Genomic DNA, 17988 nt, shown 5'->3' on the forward strand with positions numbered 1-17988 from the left:
ATGACTGATAAAACGAAAGCCCCTATCTTGCAAAAAACAAAAAACAACATCGCTGATGATTCAGGTAATGCTAAAATAATCAGTCCGAGCCTAGCGAGCAACGATATTTTTAACTGGTCCATAAAAACCATGGCAAGATCCCCCAATGAAATATTTTGGACCCAGCTAGGTACGATATTTATATGCGCGCTGCCCATGAGCTTCTGCATATGGCTTGGCAGGGATGTCTATCTAGAGAAGCCCTCTGAGGCACTTTTTCTGGTGTACACATTTGCGGGCGCCGCCATCTACATCATAGCGTTAGGCGTCCGCCAAAAAACCATCTACAACTACACCATCAAAACCGACAGAGCCCACCTCGAGTACTACCTCCACTACCCCGACTTCGCCTCTTCCTTTTTCAAAGGCATCGCCATCGCCGTGATCATGCTGTTCGTATTCGTCGCCATACTCACCGGCTCACTGCTCTTCCTGGTCGGCCCTGTCGCCATGGCCTTTATCGCAGCCATCAAGCTACTCAACTGGGAAAACCCCATCCACCACGAACAAAGCCTGCCATGGGGCGAGTACAACTTCGTCACTGTCGACCGCAAACGCTTGATGATCATCACGCACCGCACGGACGTCACTCTCGGCTTCGAAGCCCGCTTCCAGCACGAAGTACTGTTCAACAAGTACCTGAGCTTTCTCCAAACCGTGCTCCCCTCCACGGCCGAGTTCACCGAAAAAGCCTGGAAGTGGTAGCACACCCACGCTAGGCTCTGTACGAAAGTCGGCGAGCGAAGGTCAGGCGAGGCAAAAACAGGCGAGGAACGGCCGGGGTCGCGTTCGACTCTACGTGTTGTAAATGAGCATTCCGATTGGACTCGCATCCGAGCCTGTTTTTACGAAGCATCACCGAGCGCAGCCACTTTTCGTACAGAGCCTAACGTACACGCCGGACTTCAAGCCCTACCCAACAAGGCCTCACCATGATCCAGATCCGCCCCATGACACCGGAAGATTTCGAGCGCTTCTGGCCCACCTTTCAGGCTGTCGTCATCGCTCAGGAAACCTACGCCTACGACCCTGCACTCACTCAGGAGCAGGCTCGCGATCTGTGGATGAAGGCGCCGCTGCACACGCTGATTGCCGAGGAAGATGGCCAGCTGTTGGGCAGCTATTACCTGAAGGCCAATGCGGCAGGCCCGGGTGGTCATGTCTGCAACTGTGGCTATATGGTGACGGACGCGGCGCGGGGTCGTGGTGTGGCGCGGTTGATGTGCGAGCATTCGCAGCAACTGGCGCGCGACAGCGGGTTCCTGGCGATGCAGTTCAATTCGGTGGTCGCCAGCAATGAGGTGGCGGTCGGGTTGTGGAACAAGCTGGGTTTCGAGACCGTCGGGCGGTCGCCCAAGGCTTATCGTCATGCCCGATTGGGCCTGGTGGATTGTCTGGTGATGTTCAAGTGGCTGGCTGATGAGCCAGTGGCCAAAGAGCCTGCGCAGCCCAAGCTGATCGGCCGCAAGAATATCGAATCCGTGGTGTCGCGTCCGCGTCGAAAATAAGCATGACGCGCACATGAAAACGGGGCCTGCTCAGCATGAGCAGGCCCCGTTTTGCATTACAGCTCGGTGCTTATTTGCCAGCCCCCATGTCGGGCTGCTTCTGCAGCAATACCCGAGTCACTCGGCGCTCTTCCACACCGACGACGTGCAGGTTCCAGCCCTGCCAGCTGAGGCTGTCGCCGGTAGACGGCAGGCGATCCAGCAGGCTCATGACCAGTCCGGCCAGGGTCTGATAATCCTCGGTCGCTTTGGCCTGGAAGCCGGTGCGCTCGCGAATCAGGCTCAGGTTCAAGGCACCCGATACCACGAAGTCCTCGCCCTGCTCGACGATGTCCGGGCCTTCCACTTCGCTGGCGTCAGGCAGCTGGCCAGCGATGGACTCAAGAATGTCGGTCATGCTCAATACACCGATGAAGTCACCAAACTCGTTGACCACAAAGGCGATGTGCGTCGATTCCTTGCGCATCTGCTCCAGGGCATTGAGGATGGTGAAGCTTTCCAGCAGGTTGATTGCCTTGCGCGACATCAGTTTCAAGTCGGGCTCGTTGCCGGACAACAGCTCCTTGAACAGCTCTTTCTTGTGCACGAAGCCCAGCGGCTCATCGATACCGCGCTCGCCAATCAGCGGCAGACGCGAGTAGGACGAGTGCATCAGTTTCAGACGGATCTTTTCGGCACTGTCGTTCAGGTCGATACAGTCAACTTCCGCCCTCGGCGTCATCACAGTGCGAATCGGCCGCTCTGCCAGCTGCAGTACGCCGCTGATCATCACACGCTCACGACGGTCGAACACCGGCTCGCTGCTTTCCCCATCCAGCATGTCGGTGATTTCCTCATCGACGTCACCAGACTCCAGCTTGCGACCGCCCAACAGGCGCATCACCGCGTGGGCTGCCCGCTCGCGGCGCGGCAGGTGGCCATGGGCCGACTTCTTGCTGCGCTTGCGGGCGATCTGGTTGAACACCTCAATGAGGATCGAGAAGCCGATGGCCGCATACAGATAGCCCTTGGGAATATGGAAGCCCAGGCCTTCGGCGGTCAGGCTGAAACCGATCATCATCAGGAAGCCCAGACACAGCATGATCACCGTCGGGCGGCTGTTGACGAATTTGGTCAGCGGCTTGCTGGCAATCATCATCAGGCCGATGGAGAAGATCACCGCGATCATCATCACCGACAGGTGCTCGACCATGCCGACGGCGGTAATCACCGCATCCAGCGAAAACACGGCGTCCAGTACGACGATCTGCGCAACGATGGGCCAGAACAACGCATAGCCCGCATTACCGGCGCGCTGGGCGACATGCCCTTCCAGACGCTCGTGCAGTTCCATGGTGGCCTTGAACAGCAGGAACACACCACCAAACAGCATGATCAGGTCGCGACCGGAGAACGTCTTGCCGAATATTTCGAACAACGGCTCGGTCAGGGTCACCATCCACGAGATGCTCGCCAGCAGGCCAAGACGCATGATCAACGCCAGCGACAGGCCAATGACGCGCGCCTTGTCGCGTTGTTCAGGGGGCAGCTTGTCGGCCAGGATGGCGATGAACACCAGGTTGTCGATGCCCAGCACCAGTTCCAGCACGATAAGGGTCAGCAGGCCAAGCCATGCCGTGGGATCAGCGATCCATTCCATGGGTTATGCAGCCTCACGATAAAAATGGCAGGAGTGGTTATTGGTCACTGTAGACCAGACACCATGGCTGAACATCAGGCATGGCGTTGCAGCGTCAGGACGCGAAGGTCTGCCGGAATCCATACAGTGCAAGAGGTTAAGTAGAGAGACGTTCGAATGAAGCGGTCTGCTCGGTAACAGTGAAATCACCGGCCAGCCATACGCGATGGAAGGAGGACAACTCGGAGGCTCCTGGAGGGTATTCATACAGTCCTGAAAATCAATACGGGCGCTGATCGTACAATACCCATAGATGTTTCGTACGTTGAGAAAGTATTACAAAACTTGACCACGGCGCGTGCTCCTTGCCGTGCAGTAAATGAGCTCAGAGCGACGTTTTGTCACACCTCCAGGCACTACCAGTTGTCTGACAACAGAATGGCGCGGGTAGATGCGCCAATCCATTTGTTTTAAAATGTTTCCATAACGTCAGGCATGCGCAGTGCTTCCCGCGATCATTTTCAACGTCGCCCTTCACTGCTCGCCTGAACAGAATCATAAAAAGAAAGCCCGTCATAGACGGGCTTTTTTCGTTTTCAGCTTTTGCATCCGATGTCCTCGACGGCATCCGGGCAACCCGTTTTCTTGACCTTTGAGGTGATTTACCCATGCTGCGCATCGTTGTTGTTCATTTGTTCCAGTGGCTCAAGCGTCTGTCGTCCGCGCTGTTCTTCCGCAGCGCAGAGGACAACTATTCGCGCAGCTTCACACGCGAAAACGATGACGAAGGCCGCTGGACCTTTGTTTCGATCGTCATCGTTCTGACCCTCAGCCTTTATTGCCTGGCGGGCCTGGGTTACTACGCCAAGACCAACATCTGGGACGGCTTCACTCAGGAGCAGAAAGAGAACATCGCGCAGGCCATGGTGGTCAGCTCGCAGAATCTCTGACAGGCACTGGATTCGAACCAACGGGGGAAGCGACAGCTTCCCCCGTTTTCGTTTCACCGGTTTGTCATGAGGCGGCTTGTCATGAAGCGGCTTTTCTGCGAGAAAGCCCGCTCGCGCCAATGACAGAGCGCGCAGCAACCGGAAGCATCGCAATGAGCAAAGAATTACAGATTACCGATCTGCACCCCGGCGAGGGCAAGGCAGCGGTAAAGGATGCGCTGATCACCACGCATTACACCGGAACCCTTGAAGACGGCACTGTATTCGATTCCTCCCACGAGCGTGGCAAGCCATTTCAGTGCGTGATCGGCACCGGGCGCCTCATCAAGGGCTGGGACCAGGGCCTGATGGGCATGAAAGTCGGCGGCAAGCGTCAATTGTTCGTCCCTGCCCACCTGGCCTACGGCGACAGAAGCATGGGCGCGCACATCAAGCCCGGTGCCGACCTGACGTTCGAAATAGAACTGCTGGAAGTGCTGACCCGCGACGATTGATCAGCTTGCCTTGCAGATCAGCCTGCATCGGCCGATACCCTGACACACGGGCACACGCCTGATTGCTTGTTATCGCAGAAAAAGCCATGCTCCGGGTATGGAATTCAAGGTCTTGGCACAGGAACACGTATGGCGCTCAATAAGTCGACTCAGGAGCTGAAGCGACACCTGAAAGGGACAGCAACCAACCTGGAAAACACGGCGGAAGAAATTCTCAAACTCGCCTCACAGATGAACGATGTGGATGTCACCGCAGTGCTGCAGATGGTCAACCGTCTTTACAGCGATGCCGACCAGCTCAAAGCCTATGCTGATGAGGTCAAGGCCAAGCGAATCGTGCGCGCCAAGCCACTGTAAATCGCTGCACCTGCGTTCAGACGCGCGTTCTTCGCTCCAGAGGGCCTTCGATGCTGCCACAGCCCGCCACTTCCAGCGTCAGCCCCAGGCACCTGAGCATGCAGAAATGGCGTGGCCGGGTCGGTATGGGGCTGGTTGCGAGCCTGTCGGTTCTGGCCGGCATGACCGATGCCATCGGCTTCATGGCCACCGGCGACTTCGTTTCGTTCATGAGTGGCAACACCACCCGGCTTGCCGTCGCGATCAGTGATGGCGACCTGAGCGTGACGGTGCGTCTGACCCTTGCAATCCTTGCTTTCATTGCCGGCAACGCGCTGGGCGTGGTGGTTGCGCGCCTTGGCGGCCGGCGCGCCCTGCCCCTGCTGCTGGGCATCGCCACGCTGCTCTGTGCCGCTGCCGCATGGCCACTGGAAAGCAATATGCTCGCACTGATCTGGGCGATTCTGGCCATGGGCATGCTCAACGCCGCCGTCGAGCAGGTCAACGGGCTGCCGGTCGGCCTGACTTATGTAACCGGCGCGCTGTCGCGATTCGGTCGTGGCCTGGGTCGCTGGATGCTCGGGGAACGCCGGGACGGCTGGCGCGTGCAACTGGTCCCCTGGGTGGGCATGTTCATCGGCGCCGTGATAGGTGCGCTACTCGAGCATCGCCTGGGGCTCAACGCCCTGTTGATCAGCGGCAGTCTGTCGGCGTTGCTGGGGCTGGTTTCGCTGAAAATCCCGCACCGCTGGCAACGTCAATACATGCCACGCTGAACCCTGCGATGCCCATCTGCTGAAATACGTTTACCATACGCCGCTTTTCCTGACTGACCTGCGCCATGACCCCTGAAGCACTCGCGATTCTGCAACAGCACCTGATCGACGCGTTGAACAACGTCCCGAATGAAACCCGCCGCCTGTTTCACGGCCGTGGTCGTGTGTGGCCGGGGCTGGAGCACATCACCGTTGACTGGATGCAGGGCGTGGTGCTGGTCTCGGTGTTCAAGGAGCCTCTTGAATCCGAGCTGGCAGCATTGACGCAGCTGTTGCACGCGTTGATCGACTCACCCCAGTGGCAGCAGAGCCAGGCTCACACCCTGCTGCTGCAACATCGTTATCTGCCGCAGAGCACCACGCAATGGCTGACTGGCGAGGTCGTGGATGAATGGGTGATCACCGAAAACGGCCTGCGCTACAAAGTCGATTTCGGCAAAAAACAGAACAGCGGGCTGTTTCTGGACATGCGCTACGGCCGTGAATGGGTGCAGGCTCAGGCCAAGGGCAAGCGCATCCTCAATCTGTTCGCCTACACCTGCGGCTTCTCGGTCGCCGCCCTGGCCGGGGGTGCCGACCACGTCGTGAATCTGGACATGGCCCGTGCTGCGTTGAATCGCGGCCGTGAGAATCATCGCCTCAATGATCAAGACCTCAGCCGCGTGACCTTTCTGGGCCATGACCTGTTCAAATCCTGGGCCAAGGTCACCCGCTGCGGCCCTTATGACCTGATCATCATTGACCCGCCGTCCTTCCAGAAAGGCAGTTTCATGCTCGACAAGGACTACCAGCGTGTCCTGCGCCGCCTGCCGGAGTTGCTGGACGAGAACGGTTCGGTGCTGGCGTGCATGAACGATCCCGCGCTGGGACCGGATTTTCTGATTCAGCACACCGCAGTCGAAGCACCTTGCCTGCGCTTCGAGCAGCGCCTGGAAAACCCGCCAGAGTTCCCCGACGCTCGCGCCGAGGGCGGCTTGAAGGCGCTGGTGTTCAGGGCAGAAGGCCTGAGCCGCAGCGGGTGGGCATAGCGAGTAAGGACTGACAGCCTCTTCAACGCCGAAAAGGCTGTCAGGTTCTCAAACTACTCAAGCACCCAAATCAGGCACCCAAACGCGAGATCACATCACTGAGGCCATTAGAAAGGCCCCGCAGTTCCTGACTGGCGTTCTGAGTGCGTTTGACGTTGTCCTGATTGGTCACGGCGATGGCGGTGATTTCAGTGAGGTTGCGCGAGATGTCCTCTGCCACGGAAGTCTGCTCTTCGGCAGCCGTCGCAATCTGGCGATTCATGTCGCGAATATTCTCCACGGCCATGGTAATACGCTGCAGGGTTGCGCCAGCGTTCGCGACCTGCTCGACGCTCTCTTCACTCCGCGCCTGACCGCCCTGAATGGCCTGCACTGCATCACTGGCTCCGGTCTGCACCGAATTGATGATCTGATTGATTTCGGAGGTTGAAACGGCAGTACGCTGCGCCAGTGTACGAACCTCGTCAGCCACCACCGCGAAACCGCGTCCGGCGTCACCGGCACGTGCAGCTTCGATGGCGGCATTCAGCGCCAGCAGATTGGTCTGATCGGCAATGCTGCGAATCACCTCCAGCACTTTGCCGATACGGCCGCTGTCAGTTTCCAGCCGCCCGATGACATCGGCCGTAGAAGCGATCTCGTTGCGCATGCGGGTGATCGTCGCAATGGTCAATTGCATGACCCTCTCGCCATCCTGAGCGCTCTGGTCGGCATCATCCGCAGCTCGCGCAGCATCGGCGGCATGTCGGGCAACGTCCTGAGCGGTGGCGGACATCTCGGTCATGGCGGTCGCGACCTGATCGGTACGCTCGAACTGCTCATGAGTGCCTTGCGCCATCAACTCGGCAATGGCATTCAGCTCGCCGCCCGCCGTGTCCAGATCGGTGCTGCTGCGCTTGAGGCGGTTGAAGGTGTCGGCCAGGAAATCCCGCAGGGTATTTGCGGCAACGGCCAGACGACCCAGTTCGTCCTGTCGCGTGACCTCGACACGCGCCCCGAATTTGCCTTCGCTCAACTGGGCGACGTATTCGATAAGCATGCGAATGGGTGCAATCAGGTTGCGATTGACCATCCACAGCGCCAACAAACCGACCAGCAGCGCAGACACCAGCATCACCACGGCACCGACCAGAATGGTACGTTGGGCTTCATGGCTGATGGCAACGGACTGAGCGTCGCTGCTCTTGTGCAATTGATCGACCAGACCAGCCATCTGCTCGCTGGTCGGACGGTCGACGCCTTTGACCGCCATGTCACCCGCGCCAGCGTCACCGCCCGCAGCAACAAACGCATCACGACCGGTCCGGTAGGCCGTACCCAGCGCCTGGTGTGCCTGCTGCAGCGTCTGCACCTGGCTTTTCAATGCAGCGTCGGTGCCGTGCATTTCAGCAAGCCGACCCAGTGTGCCTTGCACCTTGCGCTCCTGTTCTTCGAATTGCCCCCAGTACTTGTCACGCTCGGAAGGCGTTTTGCCACGCAACAGGACGTTTTTCCACTCCTGCACCTGAATCTTGAATTGCAGGTTGGCTTCGTCAACCAACTGCGACGCCCGCACCGGACCGTCGATAAGGCCGCGATAAGCCTGCACGTTGTCGGAGAGAAAGTTGAAGCAGGCCAACGCAATGACCAGCACAAGCGCAAGACTACCGCCGAGCAGACCTAAAATTTGCAGCCGCAGGGATTTGGACATCGGGACGATCTCTGGAGAAAAAGAATCCGCGGGATACGCGAAAGTTGCAGGCACGTCCCTGTAGACCGATCTTGTGGATCAGGTATGTGTGGCCCCTTGGAATCAACATCGGCCCACAAGACTTTTTCTTTAAAAACCGCGATGGTCGGCAATATACCCGAGAAAAGATAAAAAACTGCCGGAAAAGGAATGCAGCCTAATCAACCTGCCCGAACACCTGGCTGGGCCGCCGCAACGACGGGTCGAACGGGTTGATTCTGGCACTGATGGCCGTGGCTTCGCGCTTGAGCAGTTCGACCACGGTCATCAGGCGATCCGGCCCCAGCCGGTCGGAGATGGTCGCCACACTGAGCGCAGCCACCGCACGACCGCTGCGGTCCAGGATCGGCACTGCCAGCCCGGCCATGCCCGGAAGCGCACCGGTGTTGCGCCCGGCGTAGCCCAGGCGCCGCACGTTTTCCACCTCCGAACGCAGAAACACCTCGTCGTACAGGTGAAAATCCTTGAGCCGTGGCAGGTTGTAGGCAATGACCGTTTCCCGCTCGTCCTCGGGCAGAAAGGCGAGAATCGCCAGACTGCCCTGCCCGACGCCCAAGGCAACACGGCCGCCGATGTCGCCGGTGAACGTGCGGATCGGGTACGGGCCTTCGCTGCGGTCCAGGCAGATCGCGTCGAAACCGCTGCGTGCCAGCAGAAACAGCGAGTCACCCAGCGATGCGGACAGGCGCAAAAGGCTGGGGCGCACCACGTCACGCAGGTTGCCGGTATTACCCGCCTTGGCGGCCAGGGCGAAGAACTCGATGCTCAACCGATAACGTTTGCTGAGCAGATCCTGCTCGACCATTCCCTCCTCCATCAGGCTACGCAGCAAGCGGTGTGTGGTGGGTTGCGACAGCCCGACACGCTGGGCGAGTTGCGTGACCCGCTCACCGCCTTCATCACAATCGCCCAGACAGCGCAGTACCGCGAACAGCCGGGAAACAGCTCCCACTCCGACCTCGGCCTTCACGTTATTCCGATCAGTGGAATTATTCATGACAATATCTCTTTATATTTCCACCAAAAGAATTAATTCAAAGAAAGATGTTATTCAGTGAAATTCCTTGTTGAGCCCATCCTAGCCTTCGCCCTACTCTCAGTCCACAGGGGCGATTTGAACAATCATCGGTAGCCGACTCAGAGCGAGCGCCAACGTCCACAGAACTGCATGACTTCATTTCGCATCTGCCCATGACAAACGCGTGCTTCGGCGCGCATGCACAAAGGTGGAAGCAGGCATGGCATTTCTGCAGCTCGAAGGTCTCTCCAAACGCTACGGCTCCATTGACGCGGTGGTTGCCACCAACCTGGCCGTCGACAAGGGCGAATTCGTTTCACTGCTCGGTCCTTCCGGCTGCGGCAAAACCACTACCCTGCAAATGATCGCCGGTTTCGTTGAAGTCAGTGACGGGCGCATTGTGCTCGACGGGCGCGACATCACCCACGCCAAACCCAGCAGCCGAGGCCTCGGCGTAGTGTTTCAAAGCTATGCGCTGTTTCCGCACATGACCGTGGCCGACAACGTTGCGTTCGGCCTGCGGATGCGCAAGGTGGCTGCCGCCGAGTTGCACCCGCGTGTCACAAGGGTGCTGGAGCTGGTGCGCCTCGGTCAGCATGCCGAGCGCTACCCGCGCGAGCTGTCCGGTGGTCAGCGCCAGCGGGTCGCACTGGCCCGCGCACTGGTAATCGAGCCGCCAGTGCTGCTGCTCGACGAGCCGCTGTCCAACCTGGACGCCAACCTGCGCGAAGAGATGCAGTTCGAGATCCGCCGCATTCAGAACGAAGTCGGCATTACCACGCTGATGGTCACCCACGATCAGGCCGAAGCCCTGTCGATCAGCGATCGGGTGGTGGTGATGCAGGCCGGTCGTATCACCCAGATCGACGAGCCATACAAGCTCTACGAACACCCGCGCACACGCTTCATCTCGGGTTTTGTCGGCAAGGCCAACATGTTGCAGGGTGATCTGGACAGCAGCGGCATTCCGCAGATTCGTCAGGTGCCCGGCGATGGCAGCCTGACCCTCAGCCTGCGTCCCGAGAAGATCGATCTGGTGACACCTGGCTGCGGACGACTGTCCGGACGCATCGTCACGCGTTATTTTCTTGGCAGCCAGTGGCTGTATCGGATTGAGACCGGCATTGGCGAAGTGACGGTAGTACGCCGCAACGACGGCCAGGCACCGCTGGAACAAGGCGCGGCGGTCGACATGGACTGGCCCGACGAGTTGCTGCGCGTGCTGGATGCCGACGAGGTGCGCGCATGAGCCTGCTGAGCGAAATGCGTCAGGGCGGCCGCGGCTATTGGCTGTCAGCTCCGGCGCTGGCGTTGTATATCGGCTTGCTGGTGCTGCCGCTGGGTCTGACCCTGGTGCTGTCGTTCAACGTGTTCGACTATCAGGTCGGGGTGAAAAGCGACAGCTACACGCTGGCCAACTATGTGGCCGTGGTCACCGACTCGTATTTCTATGAAATCTTCCTGCGCACCTTCTGGATCAGTGCGCTGGTCACCCTGCTGTGCGTGCTGATCGGCGTGCCGGAAGCCTACATCCTCAGCCGCATGGGCACACCGTGGCGCTCGATCTTCCTGATCCTGATTCTCACGCCGCTGCTGATCTCGGTGGTGGTCCGGGCGTTCGGCTGGAGCCTGCTGCTGGGCGCGGACGGTCTGATAAATCAGGTCATCCAGTTCATGGGCGGACGCCCGGTGAAACTGCTGTACACCCCGTTTGCCGTGGTCATTGCGCTGGTCCACGTCATGTTGCCGTTCATGATCATTCCGGTCTGGACCTCGCTGCAAAAGCTCGACCCCACCGCCGAGCAGGCCGCGCTGTCGCTGGGCGCCAGCCAGGCGAAAGTCATGCGCCTGATCGTGCTGCCGCAGGTCATGCCCGGCGTGCTGTCCGGCTCGCTGATCGTGTTCGGCCTGGCCGCCAGTTCGTTCGCCATTCCCGGCCTGCTCGGCGGACGACGTCTGAAGATGGTCGCCACGGTGATCTACGACCAGTACCTCTCGGAGTTGAACTGGCCGATGGGCGCGACCCTTGCCGTGGCGCTGCTGCTGGTCAACCTGCTGGTCATGCTGTCCTGGAACCGCATGATCGAAGGCCGTTACAAAAAAACTCTGGGGGAATGATCCATGTCCAAGAACGGTCCGTTAGCCCTCTCGTTTCATGCGCTGGTGGTGATCTTCATGATGGCCCCGCTGGTGGTGGTGTGCCTGGTGGCGTTCACCCCGGAAAACACCCTGAGCCTGCCCACCACCCACTTCTCGCTGCGCTGGTTCAAGGCCGTCTTCGAGCGCGCCGACTTTATCGATTCGTTCTACAACAGCCTGATCCTGGCGTTCGTATCGGCGACGCTGGCCACGCTGATCGCGGTACCTGCCGCACTGGCAATCACGCGTCATACATTTCCCGGTCGCAATTTTTTCAACGCCCTGTTTCTGTCGCCGATCATCATTCCTCATTTGGTGCTGGGGGTGGCGATGCTGCGACTGTTTGCGCTGATGGGCGTGAACGGCAGCTTCACCTGGCTGATCTTCGCCCATGTGCTGGTCATCACGCCTTACGTACTGCGCCTGGTACTGGCGGCGGCAATCGGCATCGACCGCAGCGCCGAGCACGCCGCCGAGTCCCTGGGGGCCGACCGTTTCACGCTGTTTCGGCAGATCACCCTGCCAATGATCCTGCCCGGCGTGGCAGGCGGCTGGTTACTGGCGTTCATCAACAGCTTCGATGAAGTCACGCTGTCGATCTTCGTCACCTCGCCCGCGACCCAGACCCTGCCGGTGCGCATGTATGTCTACGCCACAGAATCCATCGACCCGATGATGGCCGCCGTATCGGCACTGGTCATCGCCCTCACCGCCGCCACCATGATCCTGCTCGACCGGGTGTACGGGCTGGATCGCGTGCTGGTCGGCAAACACTAACCGGAGCTTTGACGTTATGGCATTGCTGAAACGACTGACCGAACATGACCGCCCGGTTCTGCCCTTCACCCTTGACGGCCAGCCGGCCAGCGGTCTGTTGGGCGACACCTTGCTGACCGCGGTACTGACCGCCAGCGAACACTTGCGCGGCAGTGATTTCAGTGCCGAACCTCGCGCCGGTTTCTGCATGATGGGCGCCTGTCAGGACTGCTGGGTCAGGCTGGGTGACGGTCAGCGCGTACGTGCCTGTTCGACACTGCTGGAGGCCGGTCAGGCGGTGATTCGTGAACCGGGGCGCTGTGTATGAGCGATCAGGCCATCGCCATTGTTGGCGCAGGACCGGCCGGCATTCGTGCCGCCCAGACGCTACTGGCCCACGGCATCAAGGCCTGCCTGATCGATGAAGGGCTGCGCGGCGGCGGCCAGGTCTACCGTCGCCAGCCGGACAACTTTCAGCGCTCGGCCAAGGCGCTCTACGGCTTTGAAAGCGCCAAGGCAGTCGCGGTGCACAACGCACTCGACACGCTGGCAGCGCAGATCGACTACCGGCCGCAGACGCTGGTCTGGAACGCCGAAGACCATCAACTCGATACCCTGCAAAACGGTACCGCCGCCACCCTCGACTTCAGCCACCTGATTGTCGCCACCGGTGCCACGGATCGCATTCTGCCAGTGCCCGGCTGGACCCTGCCCGGCGTGTACAGCCTCGGCGCAGCGCAGATCGCGCTCAAATACCAGGGCTGCGCGATCGGTCAGCGCGTGGTGTTTTGTGGCACTGGCCCGTTGCTGTACCTGGTCGCCTATCAGTACGCCAAGGCGGGCGCGAAGGTGCTGGCGGTGCTCGACAGCGCGCCGTTTTCGGCGCAATGCAAGGCGTTGCCGGCGCTGCTGGGCCAACCGGCAACGCTGGCCAAAGGCATGTATTACCGCGCGTGGCTGAGCGCACACGGTATTCCGGTGTATCAAGGTGCGCAGCTGACACGCATCGACGGGGAAAAACGCGTAGGCGGCATTCAATGGCAACGCAATGGCAAATCGGGCCACCTGGCCTGTGACGCGGTCGCTTTTGCCCATGCACTGCGCAGCGAGACGCAACTGGCCGACCTGCTGAGCTGTGAATTCGCCTGGAGCGCGCTCAACCGGGCGTGGCTGCCGACCCGCGATGACTGCGGACGCAGCAGCGTCTCAGGCATCTATCTGGCGGGCGACGGCGCGGGAATCATGGGCGCAGACGCTGCGGAAATGGCCGGCGAACTGGCCGCGCTCGGGCTGCTGCAAGACATCGGTGTGGTCGCAGACACCGCACGTATCGACACGCTTAAAACTGCCTTGCGACGCATCGAACGCTTCCGCCACGGGCTGGAAACCGCGTTTCCGTTCCCTGAGGACTGGGCCGCCAAGGTAGCGGATGACACGCTGGTGTGCCGCTGCGAAGAAGTCTCTGCAGGTGAGATTCGCAGTGCCGTGCAGGATGGTCATTGGGAGATCAACCGGGTCAAGGCCATGTGCCGGGTCGGTATGGGTCGCTGTCAGGGCCGGATGTGTGGCCTGGCCGCGGCCGAGATCATCGCCCGCGAGAGCGGCCGGTCCGTCGAGCACGTCGGCCGGCTGCGCGGCCAGGCACCGATCAAGCCGCTGCCGTTTGGTCTGGGAATGCAGCCCATGGAGAAGCAATCAGTGGAGACGCAACCATGAGCACGCTGATTGAAACCGATGCGATTGTCATCGGCGGCGGCATTGTCGGTGCCTCGGCAGCCTTGACGCTGGCCCTGAAGGGCAAGCGGGTCGCCTTGCTGGAACGCGATTTTTGCGGATCGCACTCCAGCGGCGTCAATTACGGCGGCGTGCGGCGTCAGGGTCGTCCATTGTCGCAGTTGCCCTTGTCGCAGCGGGCGCACCAGATCTGGGGCAACCTGCGCGAGCTGATCGGCATCGACGGCGAGTATCAGCGCTCGGGCCACCTCAAACTGGCGCGCAGCGAACAGGACATGAATGCCTTGCGCGCCTACGCCGAAGCCAGCCAGGGATTCGGCCTGGATTTGCAGTTGCTTGATCGCGATCAACTGCGCGCGCGTTATCCCTGGGCAGGCGATGTCGCTGTCGGTGCATCGCTGTGCGCCGACGACGGGCACGCCAATCCACGCCTGGTCTCGCCGGCCTTCGCCCGCGCTGCGCGTCAGGCAGGCGCGCTGGTGTTCGAGCAGGCGCCGGTCAGCGACGTCAGCCACGACGGCAACGTTTTCGTCGTCACCACCGCCACCGGCCTGACACTGCGTGCCACCTGGCTGCTCAACTGCGCCGGGGCGTGGGCCGCAGCGCTGGCCGCACAATTCAACGAACCGGTGCCGATGTATTCAGGGTACCCGGCAATGCTGGTGACCGAACCGCTGCCGATGTTCATGGATGTCAGCACCGGTGTCGAAGGCGGCGGCATTTATGCCCGGCAAGTGGCACGCGGCAATTGCGTGCTGGGCGGCGGACAAGGCTTTGCCCTCGACCCGGCGCGCGCCAGACCGGGACAGGCCGCGGTGCTGGATATCCTGCGCAACGCCGTCGAACTCTACCCGCCACTCGCCGGCGCCCAGGCGATCCGCACCTGGAGTGGCACCGAAGGCTATCTGCCGGATCGCGAGCCGGTGCTGGGCCCGAGCCTGAACCGGCCTGGCCTGCTGCATGGCTTCGGTTTTGCCGGGGCGGGCTTTCAGATCGGCCCGGCAGCGGGTGAAGCGCTGGCCGAATGGGTCTGCGACGGCGCCTCACGGATCTCGCTCGATGCCTTTTCCATCGGCCGCTTTCAGCAAATCGTCCTGCAACCCCCTGCTATCGAACCTGTTACCAACGTCATCCCATTGCACAGAGGAAGGTCGTCACTATGAAAAGCACCAAACGTCTGGCCCTCGCCGGGCTGTCCTGCCTGCCGCTGGCCGCCGCACTCCTGTCAACGCCAGCGCTGGCCGAAACCACGCTGTATCTGGGCATGAACGGCGGGACCATGGAGCGCCTGTATGCCGATCAGGTGCTGCCGGCTTTCGAGAAGGCCAACAACGTCAAGGTGGTGATCGTGCCTGGCACGTCGGCCGATATCCTCGCCAAGGTTCAGGCGAGCAAGGACAACCCGCAGATGCACGTCATCTTTCTCGACGACGGCATCATGTACCGGGCCATCTCCATGGGCCTGTGCGACACGCTGCAACCCAGCGCCAGCCTGGCCGACCTGCCGGCCAAGGCCAAAATCAAGGAACAGGCAGCAGCCGTCAGCCTGGGTGTGACCGGCCTGGCCTACAACACGCGGATGTTCAAGGAACAGGGCTGGAGCGCGCCCACCTCGTGGATGGACCTTGCCGACAAACGTTTCAAGGACAAGGTGGTGTTCCAGTCACTGGCCTCCTCGACCTTCGGCCTGCATGGCTTTCTAATGTTCAACCGTATCCAGGGCGGCAGCGAGAAAGACGTCGAACCCGGCTTCAAGGCCTGGCCGAAAACCATCGGCCCGAACGTGCTGGAATACATCGCCAGCTCGGCGAAGATCTCGGAAATGGTCCAGACCGACGAAGCTGCCCTGTTCCCGCTGACGCCGACCCAGGTCACCGCGCTGAAGATCAAGGGCGTACCGGTGGAATACGCATCGCCCAAGGAAGGCGGCGTGGTGTTGAACGTGGCTGAATGCGCGATAGCCAACAACAACCAGCCGGAGCTGGCGCAGAAGCTGGCCGCTTATCTGCTGACGCCGGAAGCACAGGCGCCTGCGCTGGAGTTCGGTGACCAGATCCCGTCGAACCCGAAAACCCCGACCACTGACAAGACACGCAGTCAGGTCGAGGCCATGGAGAAGTATCTGGAAACGGCGGTGACCATCGACTGGGATCAGGTCAATCAGATCCGTCCCGAGTGGAACGCACGCTGGAGCCGCAGTATCGAGCGCTAGGCCTCGGCGGCGGCACCGAAAGGCATCGCCGTGCGTAAAAGACGCACGCTGATTGCCATCCGGCAAATTATTTCAACTTATTACCGTGCACGGGAGTCCCACCGTTACGCCCCCTTCTTCGGGCGCATTTTGACGGTGGTTCTTTCTCTATGAGTTTTATTGTCTGCATGGGCGTGCTTGGCGTGCTGTTGATGCTATTGGCGCTCACTTCCTCTTACCTGCGCTGGATGCCAGTGACCACATCGGCCGTGTGCCTGGGATTCGGCTTCGGCATCGGCCCGATGGGCCTGGATATCGTCGATCTGGATTTCGAGAAATCCTACGAGTGGCTGGAACGCCTGACCGAAGTGGCGGTGCTGTTTTCGCTGTTCGGTACAGGTATCAAGTTGCGCCTGCCCTTGCGCGGCAAAGCCTGGCACTCAGCCTATTGGCTGGCCGGGCCGGTGATGCTGGCGACCATCGCTGGCGTGACTGTCGCAGGGCACTACATCATCGGCCTGGACTGGGGCGTGTCGTTGTTGCTCGGCGCAATGCTGTCGCCGACCGACCCGGTGCTGGCCGGTATGGTCCAGGTCAACAATGCCCAGGATCAGGATCGCCTGCGCTTCGGCTTGTCCGGCGAAGCGGGCCTCAACGACGGAACCGCGTTTCCATTCGTGATCTTTGCCTTGCTGTACCTGAGTTCCGGGGGCGCGATGAGCGACTGGGTCCAGGGATGGCTGATCAAGGACCTGATCTGGGCGGTGCCGGCCGGTTTGTTGATCGGTTACGGCATGGGCCGCGGCGTCGGTCATCTGATGATCTTTCTGCGCATCAAGAACGCCGACAGCACCACCTCGCCCAATGATTTTCTGGCGCTGGCATTGATCGCCCTGGCTTACGTAGTCGCGCAAAGCGTCGGGGCCTTTGGCTTTGTTTCGGTATTTGCCGCCGGGTTCGGGCTGCGTCAGGCCGAGGTACGTGTCACGCGTTCAGAGCTGCCGTCCGAGCACGTCGCGCAGCCAGTCCTCGGGCATATGACGTCATCCCTCGAACAGGGCACGGTCGCGCAGGTCGACGACATGAGCGATTCGCAACTGGCTGCCGGCGTGATGATGGGCGATATGCTGGCGTTCGGCAGCCTGGTGGAGCGCGCGATGGAAGTCCTGCTGATCACCCTGCTGGGCGCGGCGCTGGCGATGTACTGGGACTGGCGCGCCATCGGCCTGGGCATTGCACTGTTTTGCGTGATTCGTCCTGCCAGCGTCTGGCTGCTGGTGAGTCGTCGCCTGCTCAACGTCAGACAAAAAGCACTGGTTGGCTGGTTCGGCATTCGCGGCATCGGCAGTCTTTATTACCTGTGCTTCGCTTTGTCACATGGTCTGGCACACGACGTCGGCCATGTGGTGATCGGCATGACCCTGTCGGTTGTCGCGCTGAGCATCCTGGTACACGGCATCAGTATCCAGCCTTTGCTGGAGCGATACGAGCGCAGTGCTGCCGCCAGTCCTGACTGATCGGCCATCAAGGCAAAGCGCCATAGAGCGTGTCGATGAGGGTATTGGAACAAGCAATTGGACTGCGGCATTTCGACTCGGTTAGCGTGGCGTCATCCAGCCGATGCAAACGGCGATGCGCGCAGCTACTCTGTAATCCGTACAGGGCACATTGC

Annotated in this window: 18 protein-coding genes; 15 read left to right on the forward strand and 3 right to left on the reverse strand. The window is 60.5% G+C overall.

Features of this window, described 5'->3' with window-relative positions:
- A complete protein-coding gene (locus tag KBY08_RS10535; protein ID WP_111522750.1) occupies nucleotides 1-744 on the forward strand; it encodes a permease in 744 nt (247 codons plus the stop codon).
- Nucleotides 745-971: 227 nt separating this feature from the next.
- Nucleotides 972-1547 (forward strand): GNAT family N-acetyltransferase, encoded by a 576-nt coding sequence (locus KBY08_RS10540; protein WP_024659956.1) that lies wholly within the window; start codon nucleotides 972-974, stop codon nucleotides 1545-1547.
- 70 nt (nucleotides 1548-1617) lie between these two features.
- Here KBY08_RS10540 and KBY08_RS10545 read toward each other — a convergent pair whose 3' ends face one another.
- Nucleotides 1618-3186 carry a TerC family protein gene (locus KBY08_RS10545; protein ID WP_032653745.1) on the reverse strand — a complete coding sequence of 523 codons (1569 nt, stop codon included), beginning with the start codon at nucleotides 3184-3186 and terminating at the stop codon, nucleotides 1618-1620.
- A 647-nt stretch (nucleotides 3187-3833) separates the two neighbouring features.
- On the opposite strand from KBY08_RS10545, the gene KBY08_RS10550 reads away from it, so the two are divergent.
- The 5 genes from KBY08_RS10550 to KBY08_RS10570 all read left to right on the forward strand — a co-directional run bounded on the left by KBY08_RS10550 (nucleotide 3834) and on the right by KBY08_RS10570 (nucleotide 6749).
- Complete coding sequence (locus tag KBY08_RS10550; protein ID WP_002553776.1) at nucleotides 3834-4115, forward strand: hypothetical protein; 282 nt, start codon at nucleotides 3834-3836, stop codon at nucleotides 4113-4115.
- A 152-nt stretch (nucleotides 4116-4267) separates the two neighbouring features.
- Nucleotides 4268-4609 carry an FKBP-type peptidyl-prolyl cis-trans isomerase gene (locus KBY08_RS10555; protein WP_177410968.1) on the forward strand — a complete coding sequence of 114 codons (342 nt, stop codon included), beginning with the start codon at nucleotides 4268-4270 and terminating at the stop codon, nucleotides 4607-4609.
- Nucleotides 4610-4738: 129 nt separating this feature from the next.
- Nucleotides 4739-4966, forward strand: coding sequence for a hypothetical protein (locus KBY08_RS10560; RefSeq protein ID WP_003317903.1), 228 nt, complete (start codon nucleotides 4739-4741; stop codon nucleotides 4964-4966).
- Nucleotides 4967-5016: 50 nt separating this feature from the next.
- Nucleotides 5017-5721 carry a YoaK family protein gene (locus tag KBY08_RS10565; RefSeq protein ID WP_003409970.1) on the forward strand — a complete coding sequence of 235 codons (705 nt, stop codon included), beginning with the start codon at nucleotides 5017-5019 and terminating at the stop codon, nucleotides 5719-5721.
- Nucleotides 5722-5786: 65 nt separating this feature from the next.
- Entirely contained in the window at nucleotides 5787-6749 is a 963-nt protein-coding gene (locus tag KBY08_RS10570; RefSeq protein ID WP_111522749.1) for a class I SAM-dependent methyltransferase, read from the forward strand.
- A gap of 70 nt (nucleotides 6750-6819) precedes the next feature.
- Here the strand turns inward: KBY08_RS10570 and KBY08_RS10575 are convergent, their stop codons facing one another.
- A complete protein-coding gene (locus KBY08_RS10575; RefSeq protein WP_225651142.1) occupies nucleotides 6820-8439 on the reverse strand; it encodes a methyl-accepting chemotaxis protein in 1620 nt (539 codons plus the stop codon).
- A 196-nt stretch (nucleotides 8440-8635) separates the two neighbouring features.
- Nucleotides 8636-9475 carry an IclR family transcriptional regulator gene (locus tag KBY08_RS10580; protein WP_103378927.1) on the reverse strand — a complete coding sequence of 280 codons (840 nt, stop codon included), beginning with the start codon at nucleotides 9473-9475 and terminating at the stop codon, nucleotides 8636-8638.
- A gap of 241 nt (nucleotides 9476-9716) precedes the next feature.
- Here KBY08_RS10580 and KBY08_RS10585 point away from each other — a divergent pair, with 241 nt between their 5' ends.
- From KBY08_RS10585 to KBY08_RS10620, 8 genes are all read left to right on the forward strand, one after another.
- Entirely contained in the window at nucleotides 9717-10745 is a 1029-nt protein-coding gene (locus KBY08_RS10585; protein ID WP_104684113.1) for an ABC transporter ATP-binding protein, read from the forward strand.
- The gene (locus KBY08_RS10590) at nucleotides 10742-11614 is read left to right on the forward strand and encodes an ABC transporter permease (RefSeq protein WP_011267600.1); all 873 of its coding nucleotides are present in this window, start codon (nucleotides 10742-10744) and stop codon (nucleotides 11612-11614) included. Before KBY08_RS10585 ends, KBY08_RS10590 begins: the two co-directional genes overlap by 4 nt.
- A gap of 3 nt (nucleotides 11615-11617) precedes the next feature.
- Nucleotides 11618-12412 (forward strand): ABC transporter permease, encoded by a 795-nt coding sequence (locus tag KBY08_RS10595; protein WP_003348289.1) that lies wholly within the window; start codon nucleotides 11618-11620, stop codon nucleotides 12410-12412.
- A gap of 16 nt (nucleotides 12413-12428) precedes the next feature.
- The gene (locus tag KBY08_RS10600; protein ID WP_003407557.1) at nucleotides 12429-12719 is read left to right on the forward strand and encodes a (2Fe-2S)-binding protein; all 291 of its coding nucleotides are present in this window, start codon (nucleotides 12429-12431) and stop codon (nucleotides 12717-12719) included.
- A complete protein-coding gene (locus KBY08_RS10605; RefSeq protein WP_111522748.1) occupies nucleotides 12716-14107 on the forward strand; it encodes an NAD(P)/FAD-dependent oxidoreductase in 1392 nt (463 codons plus the stop codon). The genes KBY08_RS10600 and KBY08_RS10605 overlap by 4 nt, the downstream gene beginning before the upstream one ends.
- The gene (locus KBY08_RS10610) at nucleotides 14104-15288 is read left to right on the forward strand and encodes an NAD(P)/FAD-dependent oxidoreductase (RefSeq protein WP_011267598.1); all 1185 of its coding nucleotides are present in this window, start codon (nucleotides 14104-14106) and stop codon (nucleotides 15286-15288) included. Before KBY08_RS10605 ends, KBY08_RS10610 begins: the two co-directional genes overlap by 4 nt.
- Nucleotides 15285-16337: an ABC transporter substrate-binding protein gene (locus tag KBY08_RS10615; protein ID WP_111522747.1), complete on the forward strand. Its 1053-nt coding sequence runs from the start codon at nucleotides 15285-15287 to the stop codon at nucleotides 16335-16337. The genes KBY08_RS10610 and KBY08_RS10615 overlap by 4 nt, the downstream gene beginning before the upstream one ends.
- 149 nt (nucleotides 16338-16486) lie before the next feature.
- Complete coding sequence (locus KBY08_RS10620) at nucleotides 16487-17833, forward strand: cation:proton antiporter (RefSeq protein WP_111522746.1); 1347 nt, start codon at nucleotides 16487-16489, stop codon at nucleotides 17831-17833.
- Nucleotides 17834-17988: the final 155 nt, after the last annotated feature.

It is taken from the genome of Pseudomonas sp. P135 (assembly GCF_020312125.1).
Taxonomy (GTDB): domain Bacteria; phylum Pseudomonadota; class Gammaproteobacteria; order Pseudomonadales; family Pseudomonadaceae; genus Aquipseudomonas; species Aquipseudomonas fragariae.